The sequence below is a fragment of the Aminobacter sp. LjRoot7 genome, from assembly GCF_964252895.1.
GTDB lineage: Bacteria > Pseudomonadota > Alphaproteobacteria > Rhizobiales > Rhizobiaceae > Aminobacter > Aminobacter aminovorans_B.
Genome location: NZ_CAXUPX020000003.1, coordinates 336,028 through 357,915 on the forward strand (window position 1 = coordinate 336,028; position 21,888 = coordinate 357,915).

Sequence of the window (21,888 nt, forward strand, 5' to 3'; positions counted from 1 at the left end):
TCTTTGCCGCAGGAAACCAGATGTGACCCTGACTGGCAAGATGAGGCGTTTCGGCGCTGAATACACCGGAAGAACAGCGCACGGCACTCCACCGGATCATCATCGACGAGCTGACGCTCGGCGTGGTGAAGCCGGAGTCGGCCGATGTCCTGCTGCGGCTCGCGGCCGATCTCGGCGCGCGCGGCGCGCAAGCCGTCGTCGTCGTCTGTACCGAACTGCCGCTGCTGCTCGCCACGGACGCCTACCCGATGCCGGCCTTCGACGTGGTCAGGCTGCACGCCGAGGCTGCGGTGGAGCTGGCGTTGGCGGGGTGAGGGTGGCTGGTGTGGCTGAGGGCTGCCGGCGCTCGATCCGGCAATTAGATGCAGACGAAGATCGCTAAACTTAGCTGCTCCTGATGTGCTATTATCTGCCGCTCAAACGGGTGGGGACACGTTATGGACAGCAGAACTGCAGCATTCGCATTTGGCGGGTTTGGCGGCGTACTGCCGACACTTGCCAATATGGCAAGTACATATGTGTCGGCGCCTGCAACGCCGATGCCGGAATATGGACTCTATCTCGGCTTGTTGCTGTGGGCCATTGTCGGCGGCGGCGTGGCGCTGACGAATACCACTTACGAGGCTCGCCAGGCGATCTTTGCCGGCGTCGCCGCACCGGCGATCCTGCTGAACATCGTTGCCGGCGCGACCAGCCAGTCCGGGGCGGAGAAGGCAGCGGCTATGTTCGGGCTGTCGGCCCATGCCGAGACCATCCAGGCCCAGCCAGACGGGCTCGATGCGACGAATAAATGGGCGGTCGTCGTCTCCCCCACGGTGAGTGGCGGGATACCGGCCAGGGTTTCGCTGCCGGTTACGGCCGAGATCGAGAAGGACGGCAAGGTCGAGACTGTAACCATCGGCGAGATTACCGACCTGCGCTCGCCGGCGGCATTCGCGGTGCCCGTAGGCGCGACGCAGGTGCTCGTATCGGGAGAAGCTGTCGCGACCACGGGCACCTTCACCGCAGTGGATCTCGACGTGAAGACAGCACCGTCCGCCGGCGGCGACCTGTTCTGGGCGCTCGGCGCCCCGCGACGCTTCAACATCACCGGCATGAACGTGTCGAAGGGGCGCCAGGAGCCTTAGCCTCGTCAAGGGCGTCAACGTCGGCGATCGGGCGGCACGGTTACAGTTGATTGTCGATGATCCGGCATTTGCTCTGGGCGCGCGATCCAGCTTGTTGCCCTGCCAGTGCGCAACGAGCAGGCGAGGTCAGCTCACGCCGTCATCCTTGCCTGCTGGCCATCCGCAAGAATTGGCCACCTGAGCGTACATTCTCCGGCAGGTGGAAGTGCTGCTCCCGACGCGCAAGCCATATCCACCTGAAAACGGCTCCGGCAGCTGAACCCAAACCTAATGCCGACCACAAGAAAAATCGCGCGAACACCTGGGCTTCGTCTTTCAACAAAGCAGTATCGGCAAACTGGGCGGCGATTGTTGCGAGGGCGAACTGAACGGCAAACATGACGAGGGCGAACGTCAGAAGGCTGCGCAGATTTGGCATCCTGATGGCCACAATGAACGGCACGACGAAAGTCGCCGCCATCAGGAGCAAGAAAAACGACATTGGTGACGCGGCCATGTTGCCCTTGTACTGTTCACTCTTGTGGCAGGCGCTAGCCGTTGCCGCAGCGTTTCAGGGGGTCGCGCGAATCCAGGTGGCGCCCTGTCAGGTCCGTACGAATATCGATCAGGTCGCCGCTGGATTTGGCCGCGTACATCAGCCTGTCGGCCTGATCCAAAAAGGTGTCGAACGACACGCCGTGCGTCGCCTCGGCCAGGCCGATAGCCGCGCCGACCTGGATCAGGTTTTCGTCGATGACGACGAGCTCGGCGATCGTCTTGGCTAAGTCGAGGAAGCGGCCGGGCGAAAACGGGTCGGCAGCCTGGTGCCGGCAGACGATCGCGAACTCGTCGCCGCCGAGGCGAGCGACGAAATCGTTGGTGCCGGCCCATGCAAGCAGCCTGTCGGCGACGATCTCGAGCAGCCGGTCGCCCGTTGAATGGCCAAAGCGGTCGTTGACGCGCTTGAAGCGGTTGAGGTCGATGTAGGCGAGGAACAGGCGGGTGTCTGGCGACATGTTCGCCAAGGCCGCGCGCAGATAAGTTTCGAATGACGAGCGGTTCTGCAGGCCGGTCATCACGTCGACCTGCGCGGCGTGCAGGATCGCCTGCTCGAAGGCCTTGCGCTCGGAATTGTCGAGCAGGATCTCGATGTCAAAACTCTCGCCGTCAATGCGCCGCCGCTGAGCGCTGATTAAGGTCGGGATGATGCGCCCGCTGGCGTGCTGCATGTCGACTTCGGCAAGCTCGTAGTAGCCCTGCGTCTCGAGCAGCTTCATCCGTTCGCTGCGTGCGGGATCGTCGATCGAATAGGGCAGGTCGATGCCGAGAGGCTGGCCCTCGATTTCTGCCCAGGTCCGCCCGATCATGCGGAGATAGGCCGGGTTTACCTTGATGTAGCGAGAATTGTGGTCGGTCGTCGAAATCGAGCACGGCACCGGAGACAGTTCGAACAGATCTCGCAAGGCCGCATCAAGAACATGTTCCGAAATCATCGCCCAACCGCCGCCTGCTCGCTCCCAATGATCTCAACGGGTACTGGTAGCTTGTTAAAGTTCGCTGAAGGTTGGGGCAGCTGGCTGCGAAAGGCCTCAGAAGACCAGGAAGGTTTTGCTTGTCTCGCTGATCTATGCCGGCGCAGCGACACCAAGAATAATGGCGATCAGCATCAATAGCGGGCCCATCCATTTGAACTGGCGCACGAGGTTGCCGAGCCATGGCTGGTCGGGCCGTGCTGGAAAGTCGACATAACCGAAGCCGACGGCTGCCATCCAGGCGCCGGCGCAGAGCATGATGAACTCGTCGATATAGGCGGCGATCAACGGATCCTCCCGAAGCGTGCGCAATTACCGAGGGCAGTTGTCGCGGAGGATAGCAGGCACTGCAAGCTGGGGCGGCTGGTCTCCTGACAAATCACTGGACCACCTGTGTACGCCTCTGGCGGGTGGCACGCCTGACATCAAATGCCGGGGCTTCGGTGAACCGTGGTCGGCGGAGCGCCAACGAAACCCTGCACCGGGAACTACGTCGGCGAAATGTCCCAGTGGACGCGATACCAACCTGCCTCGAAATCGAAATTTGCATGCTTGACAGGTCAGTATGACGTTATAACCTCTTGGCGCGGGTCAAGCCGGGAACATGGCCCCGCATGTGGAGGACGATTTCATGAAACTCGCGTGGATCAAGGGCGCGCTGGCCGCCGGCATCGCCCTGTTGCCGAGCGCCGTCTGGGCGCAGTCAGTCAACATTTCCTACCTGACCCATTGGGCGCCGGAGACGGTGGCGCTGCTGGAGCAGGCGGCCAAGGATTTTTCCAAGGACCATCCCGACGTGGCGGTGACGGTGCGGGCTGTGCCGTTCGGCGACCTTCTGACGACGCTACGCTCGCAGGGCGGCGGGCAGGGCGCCACCATTGCCGGCATCTACGATCTGTGGCTGCCGGAGCTGGCGCGCGACAAGCTGGTCGCCCCGGCACCTGAGGCCGTGGCCGGCGAGGTCAAGGGCGGCTGGCCGGCGGGCGTGGTGACGGCGGCGAGCGTCGGCGGGGTGCTTTATGGCGTGCCGAATGAGATCGACGTCTATGCGCTGAACTACAACAAGGCGCTGTTCAAGGAAGCCGGTATCGAGGCGGCGCCAAAGACCTGGGGCGAGTTGAAGGACACCGCGGCCAAGCTGACCAAGAAGGATGCGGGTCAGCAGGGTTTTGGCATGATCAACAGCTGGGCGGCGGGCGTGGTGCATCCGTTCTCGTCGCTGCTGGTTTCCAATGGCGGCGAACTGGTGACCGACGGCAAGCCTGTGCTCGCCAGCAAGAATGCCGGCGAGACCTTCCAGCTCTATGAAGACCTGATCAAGGCGGGCTCCAGCGACCCGGCCATGGGCACTGCGGACGCCAACACGACCGGGCCATTCCTCGACAACTTCGTCTCGGGCAAGACCGGCATGATCATCATGGCCAACTGGTGGGAAAGCGCGCTCAAGGCGGGCATGACCGACAAGTTCGCCGACATCGCCACCGCACCCATCCCGGTGGGGCCGTCGGGCGACAAGCCGCGCTCGATCTCCTATTCGTGGATGACGGTGGTGAATGCGGGCGCGGCGGAAGCCGAGCAAAAGGCGGCGTGGGACTTCCTCGCCTGGCTGAACAGCCCGAAGTCGGGTCCGAACGGTGCGTCCGCCATGGCCAACATCCTGATGTCGATGGGCATTTTGCCATCGCGCAGCTCCGACGTCGAAGCCTTCAAGGACAAGCTCGGCTCGGAGTTCCTGTCGGGTTATGTCAGCGTGCTGGCGGATGCCAAGCCGTTCCCGGTGGTGCTCGGCGGCCAGGAGTTCTCGGAGTCGCTGCAGCAGACCATCGAGGCGCTGCAATATGGCAAGGTGTCGGCTGCCGAGGCGCAGACGAATGCGCAGGCCGACGCGGCTTCGATCCTGGAGAAGGCTGCGAAATAGGCTTTTTCCTTCTCACCGCATGCGGGGAGAAAGTGGCCCGAAGGCCGGATGAGGGGCAGCTCCAAGTTCGGAGAGCTAAGCGCGGCCCCTCATCTGCCTGCCGGCGTTCGATGCTCGAAAAGCCAAGCAATTGGCTTTTCGTCCGCTGCGCGGACCGCCTCTCACTCCCCGCAAACGGGAAGAAGCCACGCAGCGACGACCTCGCCCAAGCAACGACAGAGCGCCACCGGCGCACGACGTGGAAATGACCAGAACCCACCAACATTCCGTCTGGATGATGCTGACACCGGCGGTCTCGCTCATCGGCGCCTTCATCGTCGTGCCGATGGTGCTGACGGTGTGGCTGTCGCTGCAGGACTGGTCGACGCAGACCGGTTTCCAGACGGCCGAGTTCGTCGGGCTCGACAATTTTCGCGAGATTTTTGGGGTGACCTCGGTTGGACGCGACTTCAAAGGCGCGCTGGTCAACACGGCGCTTTACACGCTGATGTCGGTGGCGCTGATCCTGCCTGTTTCTGTGGGGTTAGGCCTGCTGGTCTACCAGCGCAACGTTGCCGGCGGCAATGCGCTCAGGACCATCCTGTTTTCGACCTACATGGTGCCGATGATCGCCGTGGCGCTGGTGTGGTCAAAACTCTATTCGCCGAGCGAGGGGCCGATCAACCAGATGCTTGGCTGGGTGGGTTTCGGGCCGCAGCCGTGGTTGTCGTCGCCGAGCACGGCGCTGGTATCCATTGTCTTCCTCAATGTCTGGCAGCAGGTCGGCTATTTCACCGTGCTTGTGGTGGCCGGGCTGACGCAGATCCCGACCAGCCTCTATGAGGCGGCGACCATCGACGGCGCGAATGGTCGCCAGCAGTTCACCGCGATCACGCTGCCGCTGCTGAAGCGGACGCTGCTTTTCAGCGCGGTCATTGCCATCATCAACGCGGTGCAGGTGTTCGAGCCGGTGGCGCTGATCACGCAAGGCGGGCCGGTGGGCTCGACCAACGTGCTGACCTATCACATCCGCCGCGTCGGCATCGAACGCGCCCAGGGCGGCCTGGGCTCGGCCATGGCGGTGACGCTGATGCTGTCGCTGATCGTCGTGATCTTCGCGCTGTTCGCCTTTGCCCGGAAGGGAGACGACGAATGAGCGCCGCTGGCGAGTGGCGGCCGCGCCGCGGGCTGTGTTTCTACCGACCCCGGCCAGGCGTTGGCGACTACATGGTTGCCGTGCTGATGCTGGTGGTGGCGGTGGCCTCGGCCTTTCCGCTGGTGTGGATGGTGCTGTCGAGCCTGAAGACGCCGGCCGAAACCATGCAGGTGCCGCCGGTGTGGCTGCCGGAAAGCCCGAGCCTTGAGGCCTTCGAAAAGGTGTCGGGCGTTATCAATGTCGGCCGCTCGATGCTGAACTCGGCCGTCATCGCCACCACCACCACGGCCGGCATCATCGTCACCAGCCTGATGGCAGGTTATGCCTTCGCCAAGCATCGCTTCCGTGGCCGCAACACGCTGTTTGCGTTGCTGATCGCCACCATGTTCCTGCCGCCGATCGTGACGCTGATCCCGCTCTACCGGATGATCGGCGCCATCGGGCTCGACGGCAGCCTCGCCGGCGTGATCCTGCCCAATCTTGCCAACGCCTTCGGCATCTTCCTGATGCGACAGTTCATTGCTGGCGTGCCCGACGACCTGATCGATGCGGCGCGGATGGACGGCGCCTCGGAGATGCGGATCCTGTTCGTGATCGTGGCGCCACTTGTGACGCCGGCGGTGGCAGCACTGGCGCTGTTTGCCTTCGTCTATCACTGGAACAGCTATCTTTGGCCGCTCACCGTGCTGCAGGGCAATGCCGACCAGTACCCCATCGTCATCAGCCTCAGCCGGCTGCTGAGCTACAATAGGGGCGCGATGAACACCAATCTGGTCATGGCGGGCGCGACGCTCGCCGTGCTGCCGCCGCTGGTGCTGTTCGTGTTCCTGCAGCGCTTCTTCGTCGACTCCATCGTAAGCTCCGGAGTGAAGGGATGAGCAAGGTTCTGGCCATCGACCTCGGCGGTACGCAGCTCAGGGCAGGGTTTTGCGATGACGCTACACCCGCTGCCGTCGAGCACATCGGGGCCTGGCCGGCGCCCACGGGGCTCGATGGTTTCCGCGAGACGATAACCGGGCTGGCGCGGGAGCATGGCGCCGAACGGCTCGGTATCTCGGTGCCGGGCACGGCGCGCGGAACGCGCTGCCTGTGGATCCCCAATCTGCCCTGGCTCGACGGTGTCGACTTGGCCGGCCTGTTCCGCGATCTCGCGATCGGCCTCGGACAGGATGCGCAGCTGGCGCTGTTGGCCGAGGCATCTGCAGGCGCGGCGAAAGGACTGTCGGATGCGATCCTTTTGGCGATCGGCACCGGCATCGGTTCGGCGGTGCTGTCGGGTTCGCGCATCGTGCGCGGCGGGCAGGGTGCTGCCTGCTCCTTTGGCTGGGCCTGCGCCGATCTCGACGATGCCGGCCACGACCGTGACGGCTGGCTTGAGCGGCAGGCATCGGGTAGGTCGCTCGACAACGTTGGGCGGCAGGCTGGGTTTGGCGACGGGCGCGGGCTGGTGGCGGCGGCGCGTGCGGGAAATGCGGATGCGCTCGGCGCATTGGCCCGGCCGACGAAGGCGCTGGGCATGAGCCTCGCCACAGCCGTTGCCCTGCTCGACCCGCAAGCCGTGATCCTGGCCGGCGGCGTGGCCGAGGCTGCCGACGTGCTGGTGCCGCTGGTGCGGGCCGCGATGGAAAAACAATTGCCGCCGCATCTGCGAGGCGTGGGCATCGAGCCGGGCGCCTTCGGCAAGGATGCCAGCCTCGTGGGGGCGGCATTCGCCGGGGCGCGGGGCCAAAAATGGGACGAAATCCGATGAGTGGAATTTTCGCAAAACCCAACCGCAGCCGGCCGGAGCCGTTGTGGCACCAGGCCGAGCAGGCGATGCGGACGCTGATTTCGTCGGGCGAATGGACGACGGGCGCGCAGATCCCCAACGAGGAGCGGCTGTGCGACCTTTTGGGGATAAGCCGCATCACCGTGCGCCATGCGCTGCGCAACCTCGAGGATTCCGGCCTGCTCAGCCGCGAGCACGGGCGCGGCACCTTCGTGCGCAGCCCGACCGTCATTGCCGGCGTGCGCGGGCTGACCAGCTTTACCGAGGAGATGGCCAATCTCGGCCTCAACCTCGGCACCAGGCTGCTCGACGCCCGCATCATTCTTGCCGACGCCCAGGTTGCCGGCGCGCTGGAGATCGAGGAAGGCACCGAGGTGCTCAGGCTGCGCCGGCTCCGGCTTGGCAACGACCAGCCGATCGGCATCCAGACAGCACACCTGCCGGCGGCGCGGGTGCCGGGCCTGCTGGAGACGGCGGCAAACGTCTCCTCGCTCTACGAGACGCTGAAAGCCAGCTTCGGCATCGTGCCGCAGGAGGCGCGCGAGATCTACCGCATCGGCGAGGTCAAGGCCGAAGATGCCGAGCTGATCCAGCTTGCGGCCGGCAGCCCCGCCTTCATGGTCGAGCGCATCGCCTTCGACCGCTCCGGCCCGTTCGAATTCACCGTCTCGACCATGCGCGGCGACCGCTACGAAATCCGCTCCGTTCTCCATCTCTGACAATCTGAAAGGCTTTTTCCCATGACGACTTCCTACATCAGCCGGCTGGCAAAACTCATCGACGGGGCGGCGAGCGCCAACGAGGCGGCGTTCGAGACCGTGTCAGCCAGGCTTGCCGAGACGCTCGCCAACAAGGGGCTGGTGCATCTCTACGGTTCGGGCCATTCGGTGCTGCCATGCCAGGAGGCGTTTCCGCGTTACGGCTCCTATGTCGGATTCAATCCGCTGACCGATCCGCGCGTGATGTGGCACAACGTTTTGGGTTCCGGCGGCGTGCGCGAGCTTCTGTGGCTCGAGCGCACCGAGAAATACGCCGAAAAATTCCTCGACCACCAGCCGCTCAACCCCGGCGATTCCATCATCATCTATGGCCACAGCGGCCGCAACGCGTCGGGCATCGACACCGCGCTCTATGCCAAGAAGCGCGGCCTGTTCGTCGTCGCCATCACCAGCAAGAACAATCTCGACAAGCCGGCGAGCCATTCCTCCGGCAAGCGCCTGGCTGATGCCGCCGACGTCGTCATCGACACGACCTCGCCGATCGAGGACGCGATCGTGCCGGTGAAGGGCTGGAGCCGCCCGGTGGCGGGTTCGTCGACGGTGCTCGCCATGATCATGACGCATGAGCTGATCGCGCGCACGGCGCAAAAGCTTGCCGATCGCGGCATCGAGCTGCCGACATTTGCCTCGCCGACAATCGAGGGTGTGACGCTGCACGACACCGACGTGATCTATGGCATCTATCGCGAGAAGATGATTGAGGCGCAGCGCAAGCATCTCGATTTCTTCAAGGAGCGGATGCAGGGCGAAGCGTAAGCCCTGATCCTGACATCGAAAAGCTGGCGGGCCGTCCGGAAGGGCGGCCCGCTGGCATTTGGCACGATGCCACTTGCCATTTTCAATCGTTAACGATAGAACAAAATAAGAACAGAAATGACTTGTGGACGGCACGAGGTTTTCCGCCGGCAGGGGGCGCGGGCGGAGGGTGCGATGGGCTAGTGTGCGCCCTCACATTTTCTTGGAATTTGGTTTCGGATAAGCGCGGAGCGGTGTCATGGCAGGTAGCGTCAACAAGGTCATTCTGGTCGGCAATCTGGGCGCTGACCCCGAAATCCGCCGGCTCAACTCGGGCGAGCCGGTCGTCAACCTGAGGATCGCGACTTCGGAAAGCTGGCGCGACAAGAATTCGGGTGAGCGCAAGGAAAAGACCGAGTGGCACCAGGTCGTCATCTTCAACGACAACCTCGCCAAGGTTGCCGAGCAGTACCTGAAGAAGGGCATGAAGGTTTACATCGAAGGCCAGCTCCAGACCCGCAAATGGGAGAAGGACGGCATCGAGCGCTACACCACCGAAATCGTGCTGCAGAAATTCCGTGGCGAGCTGCAGATGCTCGACGCGCGCGGCCAGGGCGGTGACGCGGGCTACAGCGGTGGTGGCGGCCAGGTCGGTTACGGCGGCGGCCAGGGCGGCGGTTATGGCGGCGGCGGTGGCCGTTCCGACTTCGGCCAGTCGAGCCCGACCGACAGCTATGGCGGCGGTAACCGCGGCGGCTTTGGCGGCGGCGGTGGTGGTAATCGCGGCGGCCAGGGCGGCGGCGGTGGCGGCATGGGGGGTGGCGGTTCGCGCGACCTCGACGACGAAATCCCGTTCTGAGCGTAGCCAAGCGGCTGGCGGTCGACATTGTCGAACGCTGGCCTAAACGCTTGTTGGCTTGACGCGAGAGAAGAGTCCTGCGTCAAGCTGCGACGTGAAGATAGGTATGGCGCCAATCGTGCCATGCAAACCCGCCCGGCGGGATTTGCCGGGCGGTCCGACATTGGCTGCTGGTCTTTTTGCAGCTCTTTCCCGGCGACAAAGAATTGTAGGCAAGTCGACCTTTTGATTTCGCGATCGACTGTTCTCGCGAATCTTGCTGCATCGCAGCCGAGAGGTATCAGTTTCCGCCGCGCAGGACCGTGAATTCGAGATCCTCGTGGTCGCGCGTCCGATGGCCGTGCCAGAGATCGAGCGCCCAGCCGCCGCCGACGCGCCATGGCAGGGAGACGCCGGTCAGGCTACGCGCCAGCTCAGTTGGATGCCAGGCGCACCATGCGTCATGGTTCGGCGTATCGGGCTGTCCTTTTGCGCTGACTTGGCCGTATCGAGGCGCTGGTCAAGGCTTCTTCGTGCGACGAACGGCCTGACTGGCAGGGCTGCAGGGCGGGATGCGATCCAGCAATTACAATTGTGCCCGGCCTCTAAGGTCTTCCTTACTGTCGCGATGCCTGAGAGCCCGCCGGGGCAAAGCAGAGGTCTTTAGCCGCGGATGCAATGTGGAGCGAGGCACCGATTGGATGTCATAGTTGAGAAATGCAAGCAGAAATTGCGTACCAATGATGATCGGTAGGGCTGCAATCATAACAGTACCCGCAGTGGCAGGAGTCTCCATGCCCCAGTGGACGACGCCGTAGATAAATCCGAAGGATGCCAGGAAGACGCCAAGCAGCAACTCGAGCGAAGCTACCGAAAAGCTGCGAATAAAGTAATTGTAGAAAATGCGCTTCCCGAAGTTGCGCAAATGCGCCGCCGCGAACCGTGGGACCTCACGAAGTGGCCTCATATTACTCGTCTCGTCCGCATAGTGCGAGTGCATTGGGACATCGACGACGCGCGCTGTAAGGATGTTAAGGCGAAAAAGTAAATCCGACTCAAAGAAGTAACGCTTCGATATCTTTTCGAGCGGTAGTAAGCCAACCAGGCTCGCATGGATGGCAAAAAAGCCGTTGGTTGGGTCGAAGGTGTGCCAATAGCCGGTAGAAATTTTAGCCAGGAAGGAGAGGCCGGCGTTCCCGACAAGCCTTCCGATTGGCATTGCTGCGACACCTTCAGGCTCAAAAAAGCGGTTGCCTTTTGTGTAGTCGGCTTCGCCCGATAGGATGACGCCGGCGAAGCTAGGAATGAGCGCCGGATCCATCTGCCCATCGCCATCAATCTTGACGATCACGTCCGCGCCATCCGCGGCAGCACACACCATCCCGGCCATCGTCGCGCCGCCGACACCCTTATTGGCTGAATTGTAGATCACACGTACCCTCGAATCCGAGGCATTCGCCTCGACGAAATTGCCTGTGTTTTCGGGACAGGCATCGTCCACGACATAAATGGCTCTAACCTCAGGGCCGATCCGATCGAGCACGGACATGATATGTGTGCGCACGCGATAGCTTGGGATAACAACTGCAATCCTGGGACTAGGCATCAACGATGCAATCTCTTTCTGTTTCAATATGAGATGGCGCCATCTCAGAAACTTGTTTCGGTACTGTCTTGGGCGACTATCGTAACGAACGACAGGCTGTTGGCAAAATGCTGTCAGTAACAACTTTGAGCCAAGCTTGTCACCGTGCGCCAGTTCAAAGCAATTGGAATGCCACCCAACTTGTGGATGCGGCAGGAGCGAGGACCAACCACTTAAAATGATCCGCCCGGCAAACTTGTTCGCGACGCAACCCAACAGCAATCACCAGAAGCATGATGGAAGGTAGGAAGTAACGCCCCTGAAGTCCAAGGATCCTTGTTCCGCCGACAGGGGTGTATACGAAATACAACGGCAGGGAGATCATCACCAAAACAACAAGGGCAAGGCCAAGGATCAGCATATTCGAGACGGCGTCACGCCTCGTTGCTGTTGCAGCCGAGATGGCGAACAGCCCGCCAAACAAGGCGAGACTTAATGGCAATGCAAACGGTTGGTTACCCAAAGCGCCTGGCATTACCATCTGGACGAGGTAGAACGGCCAGTTCTCGGCAAATGTCTTCCAAAGGACATGAGGAAGGTTTCCAACTCCGTCCATTAGGAAGGCAAGTTGCTCCGCAGGGATTGCACCATTGCCGATGTAAACCCCAACTTTTGGGTACCAAAGCAACGATGACCCGAGGGACACAGCTACAACTAGGGCTCCTAGAGAACCTCGCCACAGGCTTGAGCGTTGTGCGGGGGTTGCGAAAAGCATTAGCAAGCTTACTGGACCGTATACAATCTTACACGCCCCGATCACGAATGCCAGGACGCTTGCAAACAACCAGTAAGCTGCGCCGCGCGGTTTTGCCGAATAGCTGAGAGCAATAGCAATAAAAACAGCGATTGAAGTCAATGTCACTGCGTCAGCAGATACGGACGACCGCACCATAACGGTGAACGGCAACCACATGACATACAGCAAAGCCCACCGCCCAATCGGAAACAGAAGAAGGGCTGTATAAAGAATGACACTCCCCAGCAGGACGTTTGCAACTCTTGCTGCAATCAACTGATCCTCTGGCCGCTGTAGCTCAAGGCTTTCGGCTGCCCTGATGCCTAGGGCTGACGCAACATATGGCACAGGAGAATATATTCCTGCCGAATTGCGGCTTCGCACCTTGCAGGCCTCGCCTTCGGCAACAAGCCTCTGCGAAACATCCTCAAAAAACGCGATTGGGGAGTATTTCGAACCGATGACAAGATAGTCGTCGCATGGCATCAACACCCCATCGTCGCCTGGCCGATTGAAGAAATGGCCACGACTAACCTCGTACGCTCTAAGGAAGTGTGCTCCCTCGTCTGGCAAGCTAAACGGAACTGCCCGCCAAGCGAATGATAACGCTATGGATAGGTTGGCAAAAAAGAGAAAGACGACAAGCCAATCTGATCTAGAAATACGAACTAACTTATCATTCATTATATGATCTCAGTAGCTCGTCCTGCGAATTATTGATCCTGTGGACCCATTCTGCGGTCGAGTCGTAGGACATTCTTGATGTTGTCGTCTGTTTAAACGGCACACCCAGGGGCGCGAATGGTGCTCGCGGAGTGCCATAGCTCCCTTCTCAAAGAAGAGCTAGGTCAGAAATCCAATACGATGGCAAAACAGCCGCTGCTACGGGGGCGAAGGGAGCCAAAAAACGCATCGTAGTCATGATGTCGCAGGCCGAGCGAAAGCCGCCCGTTGAGGTTTTGGTGCGCCAGCCATCTGTCACTTTGTCTTGCGTGGTCTGCGCCTGATGAAGGTTGGCACAAAACACATTTGGTATTGCAGCCACAAAGTAGTGCAGGTGGAAGGACACCAAATCTCTAGCCAGCGAGGTCATGACGGCCTCATAGCTCCCTAAGCCGCCATCAGCGCCTTGATGCCGTCGGCGACGAATTGCACGGCAAGGGCTGCCAGGATGACGCCGAGGAGGCGGGTGAGGATGGAGCGGCCGGTCTGGCCGAGGAACTGGTCGATGCGCTCGGCGAGCACGAACACCAGATAGGTGGCGGCGAGGCAGGCGAGGATGATCAGCACCAGCGCCAGCTGGCCGGCCCAGCCCTGGAACGAGCCGGAGAGCAGCACCGTCGCCGAGATCGCGCCCGGGCCGGCGATCAGGGGGATGGCGAGTGGGAAAGCAGCAATGTTGTGGATGTGGTCGCGGGTGATCGCGACATCCGAAATCTTCTCCTTGCGGTCCTGGCGCTTCTCGAAAACCATCTCGAAGGCGATGAAGAACAACAGGAAACCGCCGGCGACGCGGAAAGCCGGCAGGGTGATGCCGAAGACGGTGAGGATGGCGGCACCGGCGACGGCGAAGACGGCCAGCACGACGAAGGCGATGACACTGGCGCGCACGGAGACCTGCAGGCGCTGCTCACGGTTCATGCCGCGCGTCACCGCCAGGAACAGCGGCGCCAGGCCGGGCGGGTCGATGGTCACGAGGATGGTGACGAAGGCATTGAAAACAGTGTCGAAAAGCGGCATCTGATATCTCCCCCGGCGCCTACAGGCTAACCCGAGCCGGGCTGCCGCGCCAGAGCCCTCAAAGGGAATTGCACGGCTGAGTGTGCCGAATCCATGGCGTGCCTTGGTGTGAAAAATCCACAACGGGGCGGATGATGCAGTTCAACACCTAGGCGCCCTGTGCGAACGCGCGTGGCCGGTAGCGCAATAAGGCGAGTGCGGCCGCTGGACAGACTGTCGCGGATCGGGCGGCTGGACCTATCCTTTTGAAATCGCGTCCCAAATCAGCGTTGGAAAAGCGCTGCTGGAATTGGTCATTCAGCGACCGTTCCTATATATAAGGTAAATGATTCCCAACATGCGTGATCCGAGTTGACCGACCAGAAATCACCGCGTGGACCTGACGGTCCCTCCGGCATCGAGCCGATTTCCATCATCGAGGAGATGCAGCGCTCTTATCTCGATTACGCGATGAGCGTGATCGTGAGCCGTGCGCTGCCCGACGTGCGCGACGGCATGAAGCCGGTGCATCGCCGCATTCTCTTTGCCTCGCATGAGAGCGGCTACCACTGGAACCGCAAATATGTGAAGTCGGCGCGTCCGGTCGCCGACGTGATGGGTAAGTATCACCCGCACGGCGACGCCTCGATCTATGACGCCTTGGTGCGCATGGCGCAGGACTGGTCGATGAGCGTGCCGCTGATCGACGGGCAGGGCAATTTCGGTTCCATCGACGGCGATCCGCCCGCGGCGATGCGCTACACCGAAGCGCGCCTGACCAAGGTCGCGCACGAGCTGCTCGAGGATATCGACAAGGACACCGTCGACTTCCAGGACACCTATGATGCGTCGGGCCAGGAGCCGCGCGTGCTGCCGGCGCGCTTCCCGGCGCTGCTGGTCAATGGCGCCGGCGGTATCGCCGTCGGCATGGCGACCAACATTCCGCCGCACAATCTGGTCGAGATCTGCAACGGCACCATCGCCGTCATGGAAAACCCTGGTATCGACCTGCCCGACCTGATGGAGATCATTCCCGGTCCGGACTTCCCGACCGGCGGCCTTATCCTCGGGCGCTCGGGCATCTACAACGCCTACTCGACCGGCCGTGGCTCGGTCATCATGCGCGGCAAGGTCAATATCGAGCAGCGCGCGGGAGATCGCGAGTCGATCATCATCACCGAAGTTCCCTTCCAGGTGAACAAGGCGTCGATGATCGAGAAGATGGCCGAGCTGGTGCGCGACAAGCGCATCGAGGGCATCTCCGACATCCGCGACGAGTCCGACCGTCAGGGCTACCGCGTCGTCATCGAGCTCAAGCGCGATGCCAACGCCGAGGTGATCCTCAACCAGCTCTATCGCTTCACGCCGCTGCAGACCTCGTTCGGTGCCAACATGGTGGCGCTCAACGGCGGCAAGCCGGAGGTGCTGACGCTGCTCGACATGCTGAAGGCTTTCGTCGCCTTCCGCGAAGAGGTGATCAGTCGCCGCACCAAGTACCTGCTCAAGAAGGTGCGCGACCGCGCCCACATCTTGGTCGGCTTGGCGATCGCGGTTGCCAATATCGACGAGGTCATCAAGCTGATCCGTACCGCGCCCGATCCGCAGACGGCGCGCGATCAGTTGATGACGCGCCGCTGGCCGGCGTCCGACGTCGAGTCGCTGATCCGCCTGATCGACGACCCGCGCCACCGCATCAATGACGACGGCACCTACAACCTGTCGGAAGAGCAGGCGCGTGCCATTCTCGAGCTGCGCCTGCAACGCCTGACGGCACTGGGCCGCGATGAAATCGCCGACGAACTCAACAAGATCGGCACCGAGATCACCGATTATCTCGACATCCTGTCGTCGCGCGCCCGCATCCAGCAGATCGTCAAGGACGAACTTGTTGCCGTGCGTGACGAATTCGGCGTGCCGCGCCGGACGGAGATCACCGACGGCGGCGCCGACATGGAAGACGAGGACCTGATCCCGCGCGAGGACATGGTCGTCACCGTCAGCCACTCCGGCTACATCAAGCGCGTGCCGCTGTCGCTCTACCGGGCACAGCGTCGCGGCGGCAAGGGCCGCTCGGGCATGTCGACCAAGGACGAGGATTTCGTCACCCGGCTGTTCGTGGTCAACACGCATACGCCGGTGCTGTTCTTCTCGTCGCGCGGCATCGTCTACAAGGAAAAGGTCTGGCGCCTGCCGATCGGCAACCCGCAATCGCGCGGCAAGGCGCTGATCAATCTGTTGCCACTGCAGCAGGGCGAACGCATCACCACGATCATGCCGCTGCCCGAGGACGAGACAAGCTGGGCCGAGCTCGACGTGATGTTCGCAACGACGCGCGGCACCGTGCGCCGCAACAAGCTGAGCGAGTTCGTCCAGGTCAACCGCAATGGCAAGATCGCCATGAAGCTGGAGGAAGAAGGCGACGAGATCCTCGGCGTCGAAACCTGCACCGACAATGACGACGTGCTTCTGACCGCCGATTCCGGCCAGTGCATCCGCTTCCGCGTCGACGACGTGCGCGTGTTCCAGAGCCGCAACTCGGTCGGCGTGCGCGGCATCAGCATGGGCGAGGGCGATCGCGTCATCTCGATGGCGATCATCGAGCATGTCGAGGCGAGCCCGGCCGAACGTGCTGCCTACCTCAAGCGCTCCGTTGCCGAACGGCGCTTGGCTGCAGGCGCTGCCGGTGGCGAGGATGAGGATATCGCGCTGACCAACGAAGAGGTCGGCGAGGAAGCCGACATCTCCGATGAGCGTTATCAGCTTCTTGCCGAGCACGAGCAATTCGTGCTGACGGTGACCGAATATGGCTATGGCAAGCGCTCGTCGTCCTACGATTTCCGCCTGACCAACCGTGGCGGCAAGGGCATCCGCGCCACCGACGTGTCGAAGGTGGCGGAGATCGGCAAGCTGGTGGCGACCTTCCCGGTCGGCAATGACGACCAGATCATGCTCGTCTCCGACGGCGGCCAGGTCATCCGGGTGCCGGTCGACGGCATCCGTACGGCGAGCCGCGCCACCAAGGGCGTGACCATCTTCAATACCGCCGATGGCGAGAAGGTGGTGTCGGTCGAGCGGATTTCCGAGCCGCAGGGCGAGGATGAGGCCGACGATGCGGTCAATGGTGACGGCGTTGCCGGCGAAGTGCCGGGCGGAGACGCTGCACCCGAAGGCGACCAGGGCTGATCTTTTACGGACGCCTGAAAATGGCGTCCGTTCAAGAGGTTGGGCCTATTTAATCATGAAGAGAAAGAAGCGGCGCCGAGGCGCCGCTTTTGCCTGGAGGGGCAGAAACTGTTCAGCGCGGGGCGCGCGGATTGCGCCAGCCCGGAAGCTGCACGCGGGCGGTCTGGACCTTGGTCCGAACGCGGTGAGCCTCCTGGTGGAGGCTGAAGGCAGTGGCGACAAGCATGGCCAGAGTCATGGCCGCGGCGAGCATGTAGATCATCATGGCGCTGTTCTCCTGCTGGAAACAACGGACGAGACGCTGTTTGGTTTCACGCACTATAATGACGTTCTATTCACATCCGCTTGAACTGATCCTGAGATTGCCGTTCATCTCGCATTCATCTCGTAAACCATTTTCCGGCCGGACGCGGGCCGGGTTGGCGGTAAAGTGCGCTTCCACCTTTCGCGCCGATGTTCTAGAAGCACCCCATGACTGATCGCATCGCCATCTATGCCGGGTCGTTTGACCCGCTCACAAACGGCCATCTCGACGTGCTCAAGGCGTCGCTGGCCGTTGCCGACGTTGTCTATGCCGCTATCGGCATTCATCCCGGCAAGAAGCCGCTGTTTTCCTTCGAGGAGCGCGTGGCGCTGATCGAGGAAGCGACGAAGGCGGAATTCGGCGCGGATGGCGGCCGCATCAAGGTGGTGGCCTTCGACGGGCTGGTGATCGACGCCGCACGCAAGGAAGGTGCTTCGATCATGATCCGCGGCCTGCGAGACGGCACCGACCTCGACTACGAGATGCAGATGGCCGGCATGAACGAGACAATGGCGCCGGAACTGCAGACGGTTTTCCTGCCGGCGAGCCCCTCGGTTCGCACCATTACCGCCACACTTGTCCGCCAGATAGCCTCGATGGGCGGCGACATCCGTCCGTTCGTGCCGGCGGCGGTTGCCGGCGCGCTCAACGCCAAATTCGCAAAATAATTCTCCGGAGTATCGAAACATGCAGCTCAGGAAGCTTGCCTCGTCCTTCGTCGTCCTCGCCGGCCTTTTGGCCGGATCGGCCGCAGCCCTCGCCGCCGAGCCCGAGAACACGATGATCATCACGCTGAAGGGCGGCGACGTGACGGTGGCGCTGCGCCCCGACCTCGCGCCCAAGCATGTCGCCCAGATCAAGACGCTGGTGCGCGAAGGCGCCTACGACAACGTTGCCTTCCACCGCGTCATCGGCGGCTTCATGGCCCAGACCGGCGACGTCGAATTCGGCGATATGAAGGATGGCTACGATGCCAACCGCGCCGGCATGGGCGGCTCGAAGCTGCCTGACATCCAGGCCGAGTTCTCCAGCGAGAACTTCAAGCGCGGCGTCGTCGGCATGGCGCGCTCGCAGGACCCGAATTCGGCGAATTCGCAGTTCTTCATCATGTTCGACACCGCATCCTCGCTCGACGGCCAGTACACCATCGTCGGCGATGTCGAGAGCGGCATGGAACTGGTCGACGCCATCAAGAAGGGTGACGCGGCCAACAACGGGTCGGTCAGCGATCCCGACCGCATGATCAAGGTCCGCATCGCCGCGGACGCCAAGTAAACGAAAACGAAGAGAAGGAATTTCATCATGGCCGAGATCAAGGATCGCGAAAACGCGCTGATCATGGAAACGACCAAGGGCAATGTGGTCATCGAGCTGTTCCCGGACCTGGCCCCCGGCCATGTCGGCCGCATCAAGGAACTGGCGCGCGAAGGCGCCTATGACGGCGTGGTGTTCCACCGCGTCATCGACGGCTTCATGGCCCAGACCGGCGACGTCAAGTTCGGCAAGTCGGGCGGCAAGGACTTCAACCCGGGCCGTGCCGGCATGGGCGGTTCGGACAAGCCGGACCTGAAGGCCGAATTCTCGAACATGAACCACGGCCGCGGCACCTGCTCGATGGCGCGTTCGCAGAACCCGAACTCGGCCAACTCGCAGTTCTTCATCTGCTTCGAGGATGCCGGCTTCCTGAACCGCCAATACACGGTGTGGGGCCAGGTCATCGAAGGCATGGACAACGTCGACAAGATCAAGCGCGGCGAGCCGGTGCAGGATCCCGACAAGATCGTGTCGCTGAAGGTTGCGGCCGACGTTGCGGAATAACTGATAATGGCTGGCGCTCTCTGGTCGCTTCTCGGCGTTCTGGCGGGCGCCTTCATTGCCATCCAGGCTCCCATCAATGCGCAGCTGGCGCGCGGGCTCGGTGTGCCCGTCGCGGCGGCTGCGATCTCTTTTCTCGCCGGTGCGATCGTGCTTGCCGTGGTCACCTTGCTCGCTACCCGCATGCAAGGTGTGGCCATCGACTGGAAGGCACCGGCGCCGTGGCTGTTCGTGGCCGGCGGCGTGCTGGGCGCGGTCTATGTCACCTCCACGGTGCTGCTGACGCCGCGCATTGGTGCCGCTGCGCTAATGGCCTTCCTGGTGGCGGGTCAGTTGCTGGCCGGCATGCTTGTCGACAAGGCTGGCATATTGGGTGTCGCCGTGCGCGAGATCTCCATGGGCCGCATCGTCGGCGCCATGCTTTTGCTCGCCGGCGCCCTGATGATCCGTATTTACTGATGCGCGTTGATCTCTTCGATTTCGAGCTGCCGGAGGCGAACATTGCGCTGCGCCCGGCCGAACCGCGCGACACGGCGCGGCTGCTGACCGTTCGTCCGGGCGAGGCACTGGCTGATCTTTCGGTGCGCGACCTGCCGTCGCTGCTCGAACCCGGCGACGTGCTGGTGCTCAACGACACGCGTGTCATCCCGGCCCAGCTCAAGGGAGTTCGCGTGCGCGGCGAGGCGGTGGCGCATGTCGATGCGACGCTGCACATGCGCACCGCACCCGACCGCTGGCTCGCCTTCATGCGGCCGGGCAAGCGTGTCGCAGTTGGCGACCGTATCCAGTTCGGCCACAGCGCCGAGGCCTGCATGCTCGGCCAGCTTGACGCCACGGTGCTGGAGAAGGGCGAGGGTGGCGAGGCGCTTCTGGCTTTCGACCTTGCCGGGCCGGCGCTGGACGAGGCGCTGCATGCCGTCGGTCACATTCCGCTGCCGCCCTACATCGCCTCCAAGCGCGCCGACGACGAGCGCGACCGCAAGGACTACCAGACAGTCTATGCCCGCGAAGAGGGCGCGGTCGCTGCCCCGACCGCCGGCCTGCATTTCACGCCAGAGCTGTTTGCGGCGCTCGAGGCGCGCGGCATCGAAAAGCAGTTCGTGACGCTGCATGTCGGCGCCGGCACCTTTTTGCCCGTCAAAGCCGATGACACCGCCGACCACAAGATGCATTCGGAGATCGGGTACGTCTCGGCCGAGACGGCAACCGTGCTCAACGCGGCGCGGGCGCGGGGCAACAGGGTGGTTGCCGTGGGCACCACGTCGCTGCGCCTGATGGAAAGTGCCGCGCAAGAGGACGGCACGCTCGCCGCCTGGTCAGGCCCGACCGACATCTTCATCACGCCGGGCTACCGCTTCAGATTCGTCGATGCGCTGATGACCAACTTCCACCTGCCGCGCTCGACGCTGTTCATGCTGGTTTCGGCCTTCGCCGGACTGGAGCGCATGCACGACGTCTATGCGCATGCCATTTCGAGCGGCTACCGCTTCTATTCCTACGGCGATTCAAGCCTGCTGTTCAGGGACGACCGATGAGTTCTGAGTTCACCTTCAAGCTGCTTGCGACCGACGGCAAGGCGCGGCGCGGCGAGATCACCATGCCGCGCGGCACCATTCGCACGCCGGCCTTCATGCCCGTCGGCACCGGCGGCACGGTGAAGGCGATGTACATGGACCAGGTGCGCGGCGTCGGCGCCGACATCATCCTCGGCAACACCTATCACCTGATGCTGCGCCCGGGCGCGGAGCGGGTGGCCAAGCTCGGCGGCCTGCATGACTTCGCCCGCTGGCCGCATCCGATCCTGACTGACTCAGGCGGCTTCCAGGTGATGTCGCTGTCGAAGCTGCGCAAGATCAGCGAAAAGGGCGTGACCTTCCGTTCGCATATCGACGGCGCGCCCTACGAGATGTCGCCGGAGCGCTCGATCGAAATCCAAGGCCTGCTCGATTCCGACATCCAGATGCAGCTCGACGAATGCACGGCACTGCCGTCGACGCCGAAGGAAATCCAGCGCGCCATGGAAATGTCGCTGCGCTGGGCCGAGCGCTGCAAGACTGCCTTCGGCGACCAGCCGGGCAAGGCGATGTTCGGCATCGTCCAGGGCGGCGATATCCCCGACATGCGCGTACGCTCGGCACAGGCGCTGAAGGCGCTGGAGCTCAAGGGGTATGCCGTAGGTGGCCTGGCCGTCGGCGAGCCGCAGGACGTGATGCTCGACATGCTCGACATCACCTGTCCGGAATTGCCGGCCGAAAAGCCGCGCTACCTGATGGGTGTCGGTACGCCCGACGACATCATCAAGTCGGTGGCGCGTGGCATCGACATGTTCGACTGCGTGATGCCGACACGGGCTGGCCGCCACGGCCTTGCCTATACCAGGCGCGGCAAGGTGAATTTGCGCAACGCCCGCCATGCCGACGACCCGCGTCCGCTGGACGAGGAAAGCGATTGCCCGGCCGCGCGCGACTACAGCCGCGCCTACCTGCACCATCTTGTGCGGTCGGGCGAGTCGCTCGGCGCCATGCTTTTGACCTGGAACAATCTGTCCTACTACCAGCACCTGATGAGCGAAATCCGCGCCTCGATCGAGGCCGGGCGCTTTGCCGACCGGACGGCCGAGATCAGCGAAGGCTGGGCGCGCGGCGACATCCCGCAGCACAAGGGCTGAGGGCAGC

24 protein-coding genes and 1 pseudogene are annotated in these 21,888 nt (G+C 62.5%); 16 read left to right on the top strand and 9 right to left on the bottom strand.

Annotated elements, in window-relative coordinates:
• Window positions 1-122 precede the first annotated feature (122 nt).
• Both ACSQ3E_RS11180 and ACSQ3E_RS11185 read left to right on the top strand, forming a co-directional pair.
• A complete protein-coding gene (locus ACSQ3E_RS11180) occupies window positions 123-314 on the top strand; it encodes a hypothetical protein (RefSeq protein WP_436122751.1) in 192 nt (63 codons plus the stop codon).
• 189 nt (window positions 315-503) lie between these two features.
• The gene (locus tag ACSQ3E_RS11185; RefSeq protein WP_436122752.1) at window positions 504-1,127 is read left to right on the top strand and encodes a hypothetical protein; all 624 of its coding nucleotides are present in this window, start codon (window positions 504-506) and stop codon (window positions 1,125-1,127) included.
• A gap of 139 nt (window positions 1,128-1,266) precedes the next feature.
• Here the strand turns inward: ACSQ3E_RS11185 and ACSQ3E_RS11190 are convergent, their stop codons facing one another.
• The 3 genes from ACSQ3E_RS11190 to ACSQ3E_RS11200 all read right to left on the bottom strand — a co-directional run bounded on the left by ACSQ3E_RS11190 (window position 1,267) and on the right by ACSQ3E_RS11200 (window position 2,926).
• On the bottom strand, window positions 1,267-1,608 hold the full coding sequence (locus tag ACSQ3E_RS11190) for a hypothetical protein (RefSeq protein ID WP_436122753.1): 342 nt from the start codon (window positions 1,606-1,608) through the stop codon (window positions 1,267-1,269).
• Between the two features lie 49 nt (window positions 1,609-1,657).
• Entirely contained in the window at window positions 1,658-2,599 is a 942-nt protein-coding gene (locus tag ACSQ3E_RS11195; protein WP_436122754.1) for a diguanylate cyclase domain-containing protein, read from the bottom strand.
• A 132-nt stretch (window positions 2,600-2,731) separates the two neighbouring features.
• Window positions 2,732-2,926 carry a hypothetical protein gene (locus ACSQ3E_RS11200; protein ID WP_436122755.1) on the bottom strand — a complete coding sequence of 65 codons (195 nt, stop codon included), beginning with the start codon at window positions 2,924-2,926 and terminating at the stop codon, window positions 2,732-2,734.
• A gap of 343 nt (window positions 2,927-3,269) precedes the next feature.
• Between ACSQ3E_RS11200 and ACSQ3E_RS11205 the strand changes: the two genes are divergently transcribed.
• The 7 genes from ACSQ3E_RS11205 to ssb all read left to right on the top strand — a co-directional run bounded on the left by ACSQ3E_RS11205 (window position 3,270) and on the right by ssb (window position 9,832).
• Window positions 3,270-4,556 carry an extracellular solute-binding protein gene (locus ACSQ3E_RS11205; RefSeq protein WP_436122756.1) on the top strand — a complete coding sequence of 429 codons (1,287 nt, stop codon included), beginning with the start codon at window positions 3,270-3,272 and terminating at the stop codon, window positions 4,554-4,556.
• 244 nt (window positions 4,557-4,800) lie between these two features.
• Window positions 4,801-5,691 carry a carbohydrate ABC transporter permease gene (locus tag ACSQ3E_RS11210; RefSeq protein WP_310318591.1) on the top strand — a complete coding sequence of 297 codons (891 nt, stop codon included), beginning with the start codon at window positions 4,801-4,803 and terminating at the stop codon, window positions 5,689-5,691.
• On the top strand, window positions 5,688-6,569 hold the full coding sequence (locus ACSQ3E_RS11215) for a carbohydrate ABC transporter permease (protein WP_436122757.1): 882 nt from the start codon (window positions 5,688-5,690) through the stop codon (window positions 6,567-6,569). The genes ACSQ3E_RS11210 and ACSQ3E_RS11215 overlap by 4 nt, the downstream gene beginning before the upstream one ends.
• Window positions 6,566-7,441, top strand: a complete 876-nt coding sequence (locus tag ACSQ3E_RS11220; protein ID WP_436122758.1) for an ROK family protein — start codon at window positions 6,566-6,568, stop codon at window positions 7,439-7,441. The genes ACSQ3E_RS11215 and ACSQ3E_RS11220 overlap by 4 nt, the downstream gene beginning before the upstream one ends.
• Window positions 7,438-8,178, top strand: coding sequence for a GntR family transcriptional regulator (locus tag ACSQ3E_RS11225; protein WP_436122759.1), 741 nt, complete (start codon window positions 7,438-7,440; stop codon window positions 8,176-8,178). The genes ACSQ3E_RS11220 and ACSQ3E_RS11225 overlap by 4 nt, the downstream gene beginning before the upstream one ends.
• 21 nt (window positions 8,179-8,199) lie before the next feature.
• Complete coding sequence (locus ACSQ3E_RS11230; protein WP_436122760.1) at window positions 8,200-8,994, top strand: sugar isomerase domain-containing protein; 795 nt, start codon at window positions 8,200-8,202, stop codon at window positions 8,992-8,994.
• Between the two features lie 238 nt (window positions 8,995-9,232).
• Window positions 9,233-9,832 carry a single-stranded DNA-binding protein gene (gene ssb, locus ACSQ3E_RS11235; protein ID WP_436122761.1) on the top strand — a complete coding sequence of 200 codons (600 nt, stop codon included), beginning with the start codon at window positions 9,233-9,235 and terminating at the stop codon, window positions 9,830-9,832.
• Window positions 9,833-10,124: 292 nt separating this feature from the next.
• Here the strand turns inward: ssb and ACSQ3E_RS11240 are convergent.
• The 5 genes and pseudogenes from ACSQ3E_RS11240 to ACSQ3E_RS11260 all read right to left on the bottom strand — a co-directional run.
• Window positions 10,125-10,292, bottom strand: a pseudogene (locus ACSQ3E_RS11240) (nucleotidyltransferase domain-containing protein); the annotation flags it as partial.
• A gap of 105 nt (window positions 10,293-10,397) precedes the next feature.
• The gene (locus tag ACSQ3E_RS11245) at window positions 10,398-11,444 is read right to left on the bottom strand and encodes a glycosyltransferase family 2 protein (protein ID WP_436122762.1); all 1,047 of its coding nucleotides are present in this window, start codon (window positions 11,442-11,444) and stop codon (window positions 10,398-10,400) included.
• 127 nt (window positions 11,445-11,571) lie between these two features.
• A complete protein-coding gene (locus ACSQ3E_RS11250; protein WP_436122763.1) occupies window positions 11,572-12,876 on the bottom strand; it encodes a DUF2142 domain-containing protein in 1,305 nt (434 codons plus the stop codon).
• Window positions 12,877-13,024: 148 nt separating this feature from the next.
• The gene (locus ACSQ3E_RS11255) at window positions 13,025-13,285 is read right to left on the bottom strand and encodes a hypothetical protein (protein WP_436122764.1); all 261 of its coding nucleotides are present in this window, start codon (window positions 13,283-13,285) and stop codon (window positions 13,025-13,027) included.
• A 17-nt stretch (window positions 13,286-13,302) separates the two neighbouring features.
• Window positions 13,303-13,932 carry a MarC family protein gene (locus ACSQ3E_RS11260; RefSeq protein ID WP_154387050.1) on the bottom strand — a complete coding sequence of 210 codons (630 nt, stop codon included), beginning with the start codon at window positions 13,930-13,932 and terminating at the stop codon, window positions 13,303-13,305.
• Between the two features lie 351 nt (window positions 13,933-14,283).
• Here ACSQ3E_RS11260 and gyrA point away from each other — a divergent pair, with 351 nt between their 5' ends.
• Window positions 14,284-17,094 (top strand): DNA gyrase subunit A, encoded by a 2,811-nt coding sequence (gyrA, locus tag ACSQ3E_RS11265; RefSeq protein WP_436122765.1) that lies wholly within the window; start codon window positions 14,284-14,286, stop codon window positions 17,092-17,094.
• A gap of 112 nt (window positions 17,095-17,206) precedes the next feature.
• Here the strand turns inward: gyrA and ACSQ3E_RS11270 are convergent, their stop codons facing one another.
• The gene (locus ACSQ3E_RS11270) at window positions 17,207-17,359 is read right to left on the bottom strand and encodes a hypothetical protein (RefSeq protein WP_165915867.1); all 153 of its coding nucleotides are present in this window, start codon (window positions 17,357-17,359) and stop codon (window positions 17,207-17,209) included.
• A gap of 206 nt (window positions 17,360-17,565) precedes the next feature.
• Here ACSQ3E_RS11270 and coaD point away from each other — a divergent pair, with 206 nt between their 5' ends.
• The 6 genes from coaD to tgt are packed head-to-tail and all read left to right on the top strand — an operon-like array spanning window position 17,566 to window position 21,881.
• On the top strand, window positions 17,566-18,066 hold the full coding sequence (gene coaD, locus ACSQ3E_RS11275; RefSeq protein ID WP_115731927.1) for a pantetheine-phosphate adenylyltransferase: 501 nt from the start codon (window positions 17,566-17,568) through the stop codon (window positions 18,064-18,066).
• Between the two features lie 19 nt (window positions 18,067-18,085).
• Window positions 18,086-18,673, top strand: coding sequence for a peptidylprolyl isomerase (locus ACSQ3E_RS11280; protein ID WP_436122766.1), 588 nt, complete (start codon window positions 18,086-18,088; stop codon window positions 18,671-18,673).
• A 27-nt stretch (window positions 18,674-18,700) separates the two neighbouring features.
• The gene (locus ACSQ3E_RS11285) at window positions 18,701-19,216 is read left to right on the top strand and encodes a peptidylprolyl isomerase (protein ID WP_055976783.1); all 516 of its coding nucleotides are present in this window, start codon (window positions 18,701-18,703) and stop codon (window positions 19,214-19,216) included.
• Between the two features lie 6 nt (window positions 19,217-19,222).
• On the top strand, window positions 19,223-19,672 hold the full coding sequence (locus ACSQ3E_RS11290; protein ID WP_436122767.1) for a DMT family transporter: 450 nt from the start codon (window positions 19,223-19,225) through the stop codon (window positions 19,670-19,672).
• Window positions 19,672-20,748, top strand: coding sequence for a tRNA preQ1(34) S-adenosylmethionine ribosyltransferase-isomerase QueA (gene queA, locus ACSQ3E_RS11295; protein WP_436122768.1), 1,077 nt, complete (start codon window positions 19,672-19,674; stop codon window positions 20,746-20,748). The genes ACSQ3E_RS11290 and queA overlap by 1 nt, the downstream gene beginning before the upstream one ends.
• Window positions 20,745-21,881 (top strand): tRNA guanosine(34) transglycosylase Tgt, encoded by a 1,137-nt coding sequence (gene tgt, locus ACSQ3E_RS11300; RefSeq protein ID WP_436122769.1) that lies wholly within the window; start codon window positions 20,745-20,747, stop codon window positions 21,879-21,881. The genes queA and tgt overlap by 4 nt, the downstream gene beginning before the upstream one ends.
• The last annotated feature ends 7 nt before the right edge of the window (window positions 21,882-21,888 follow it).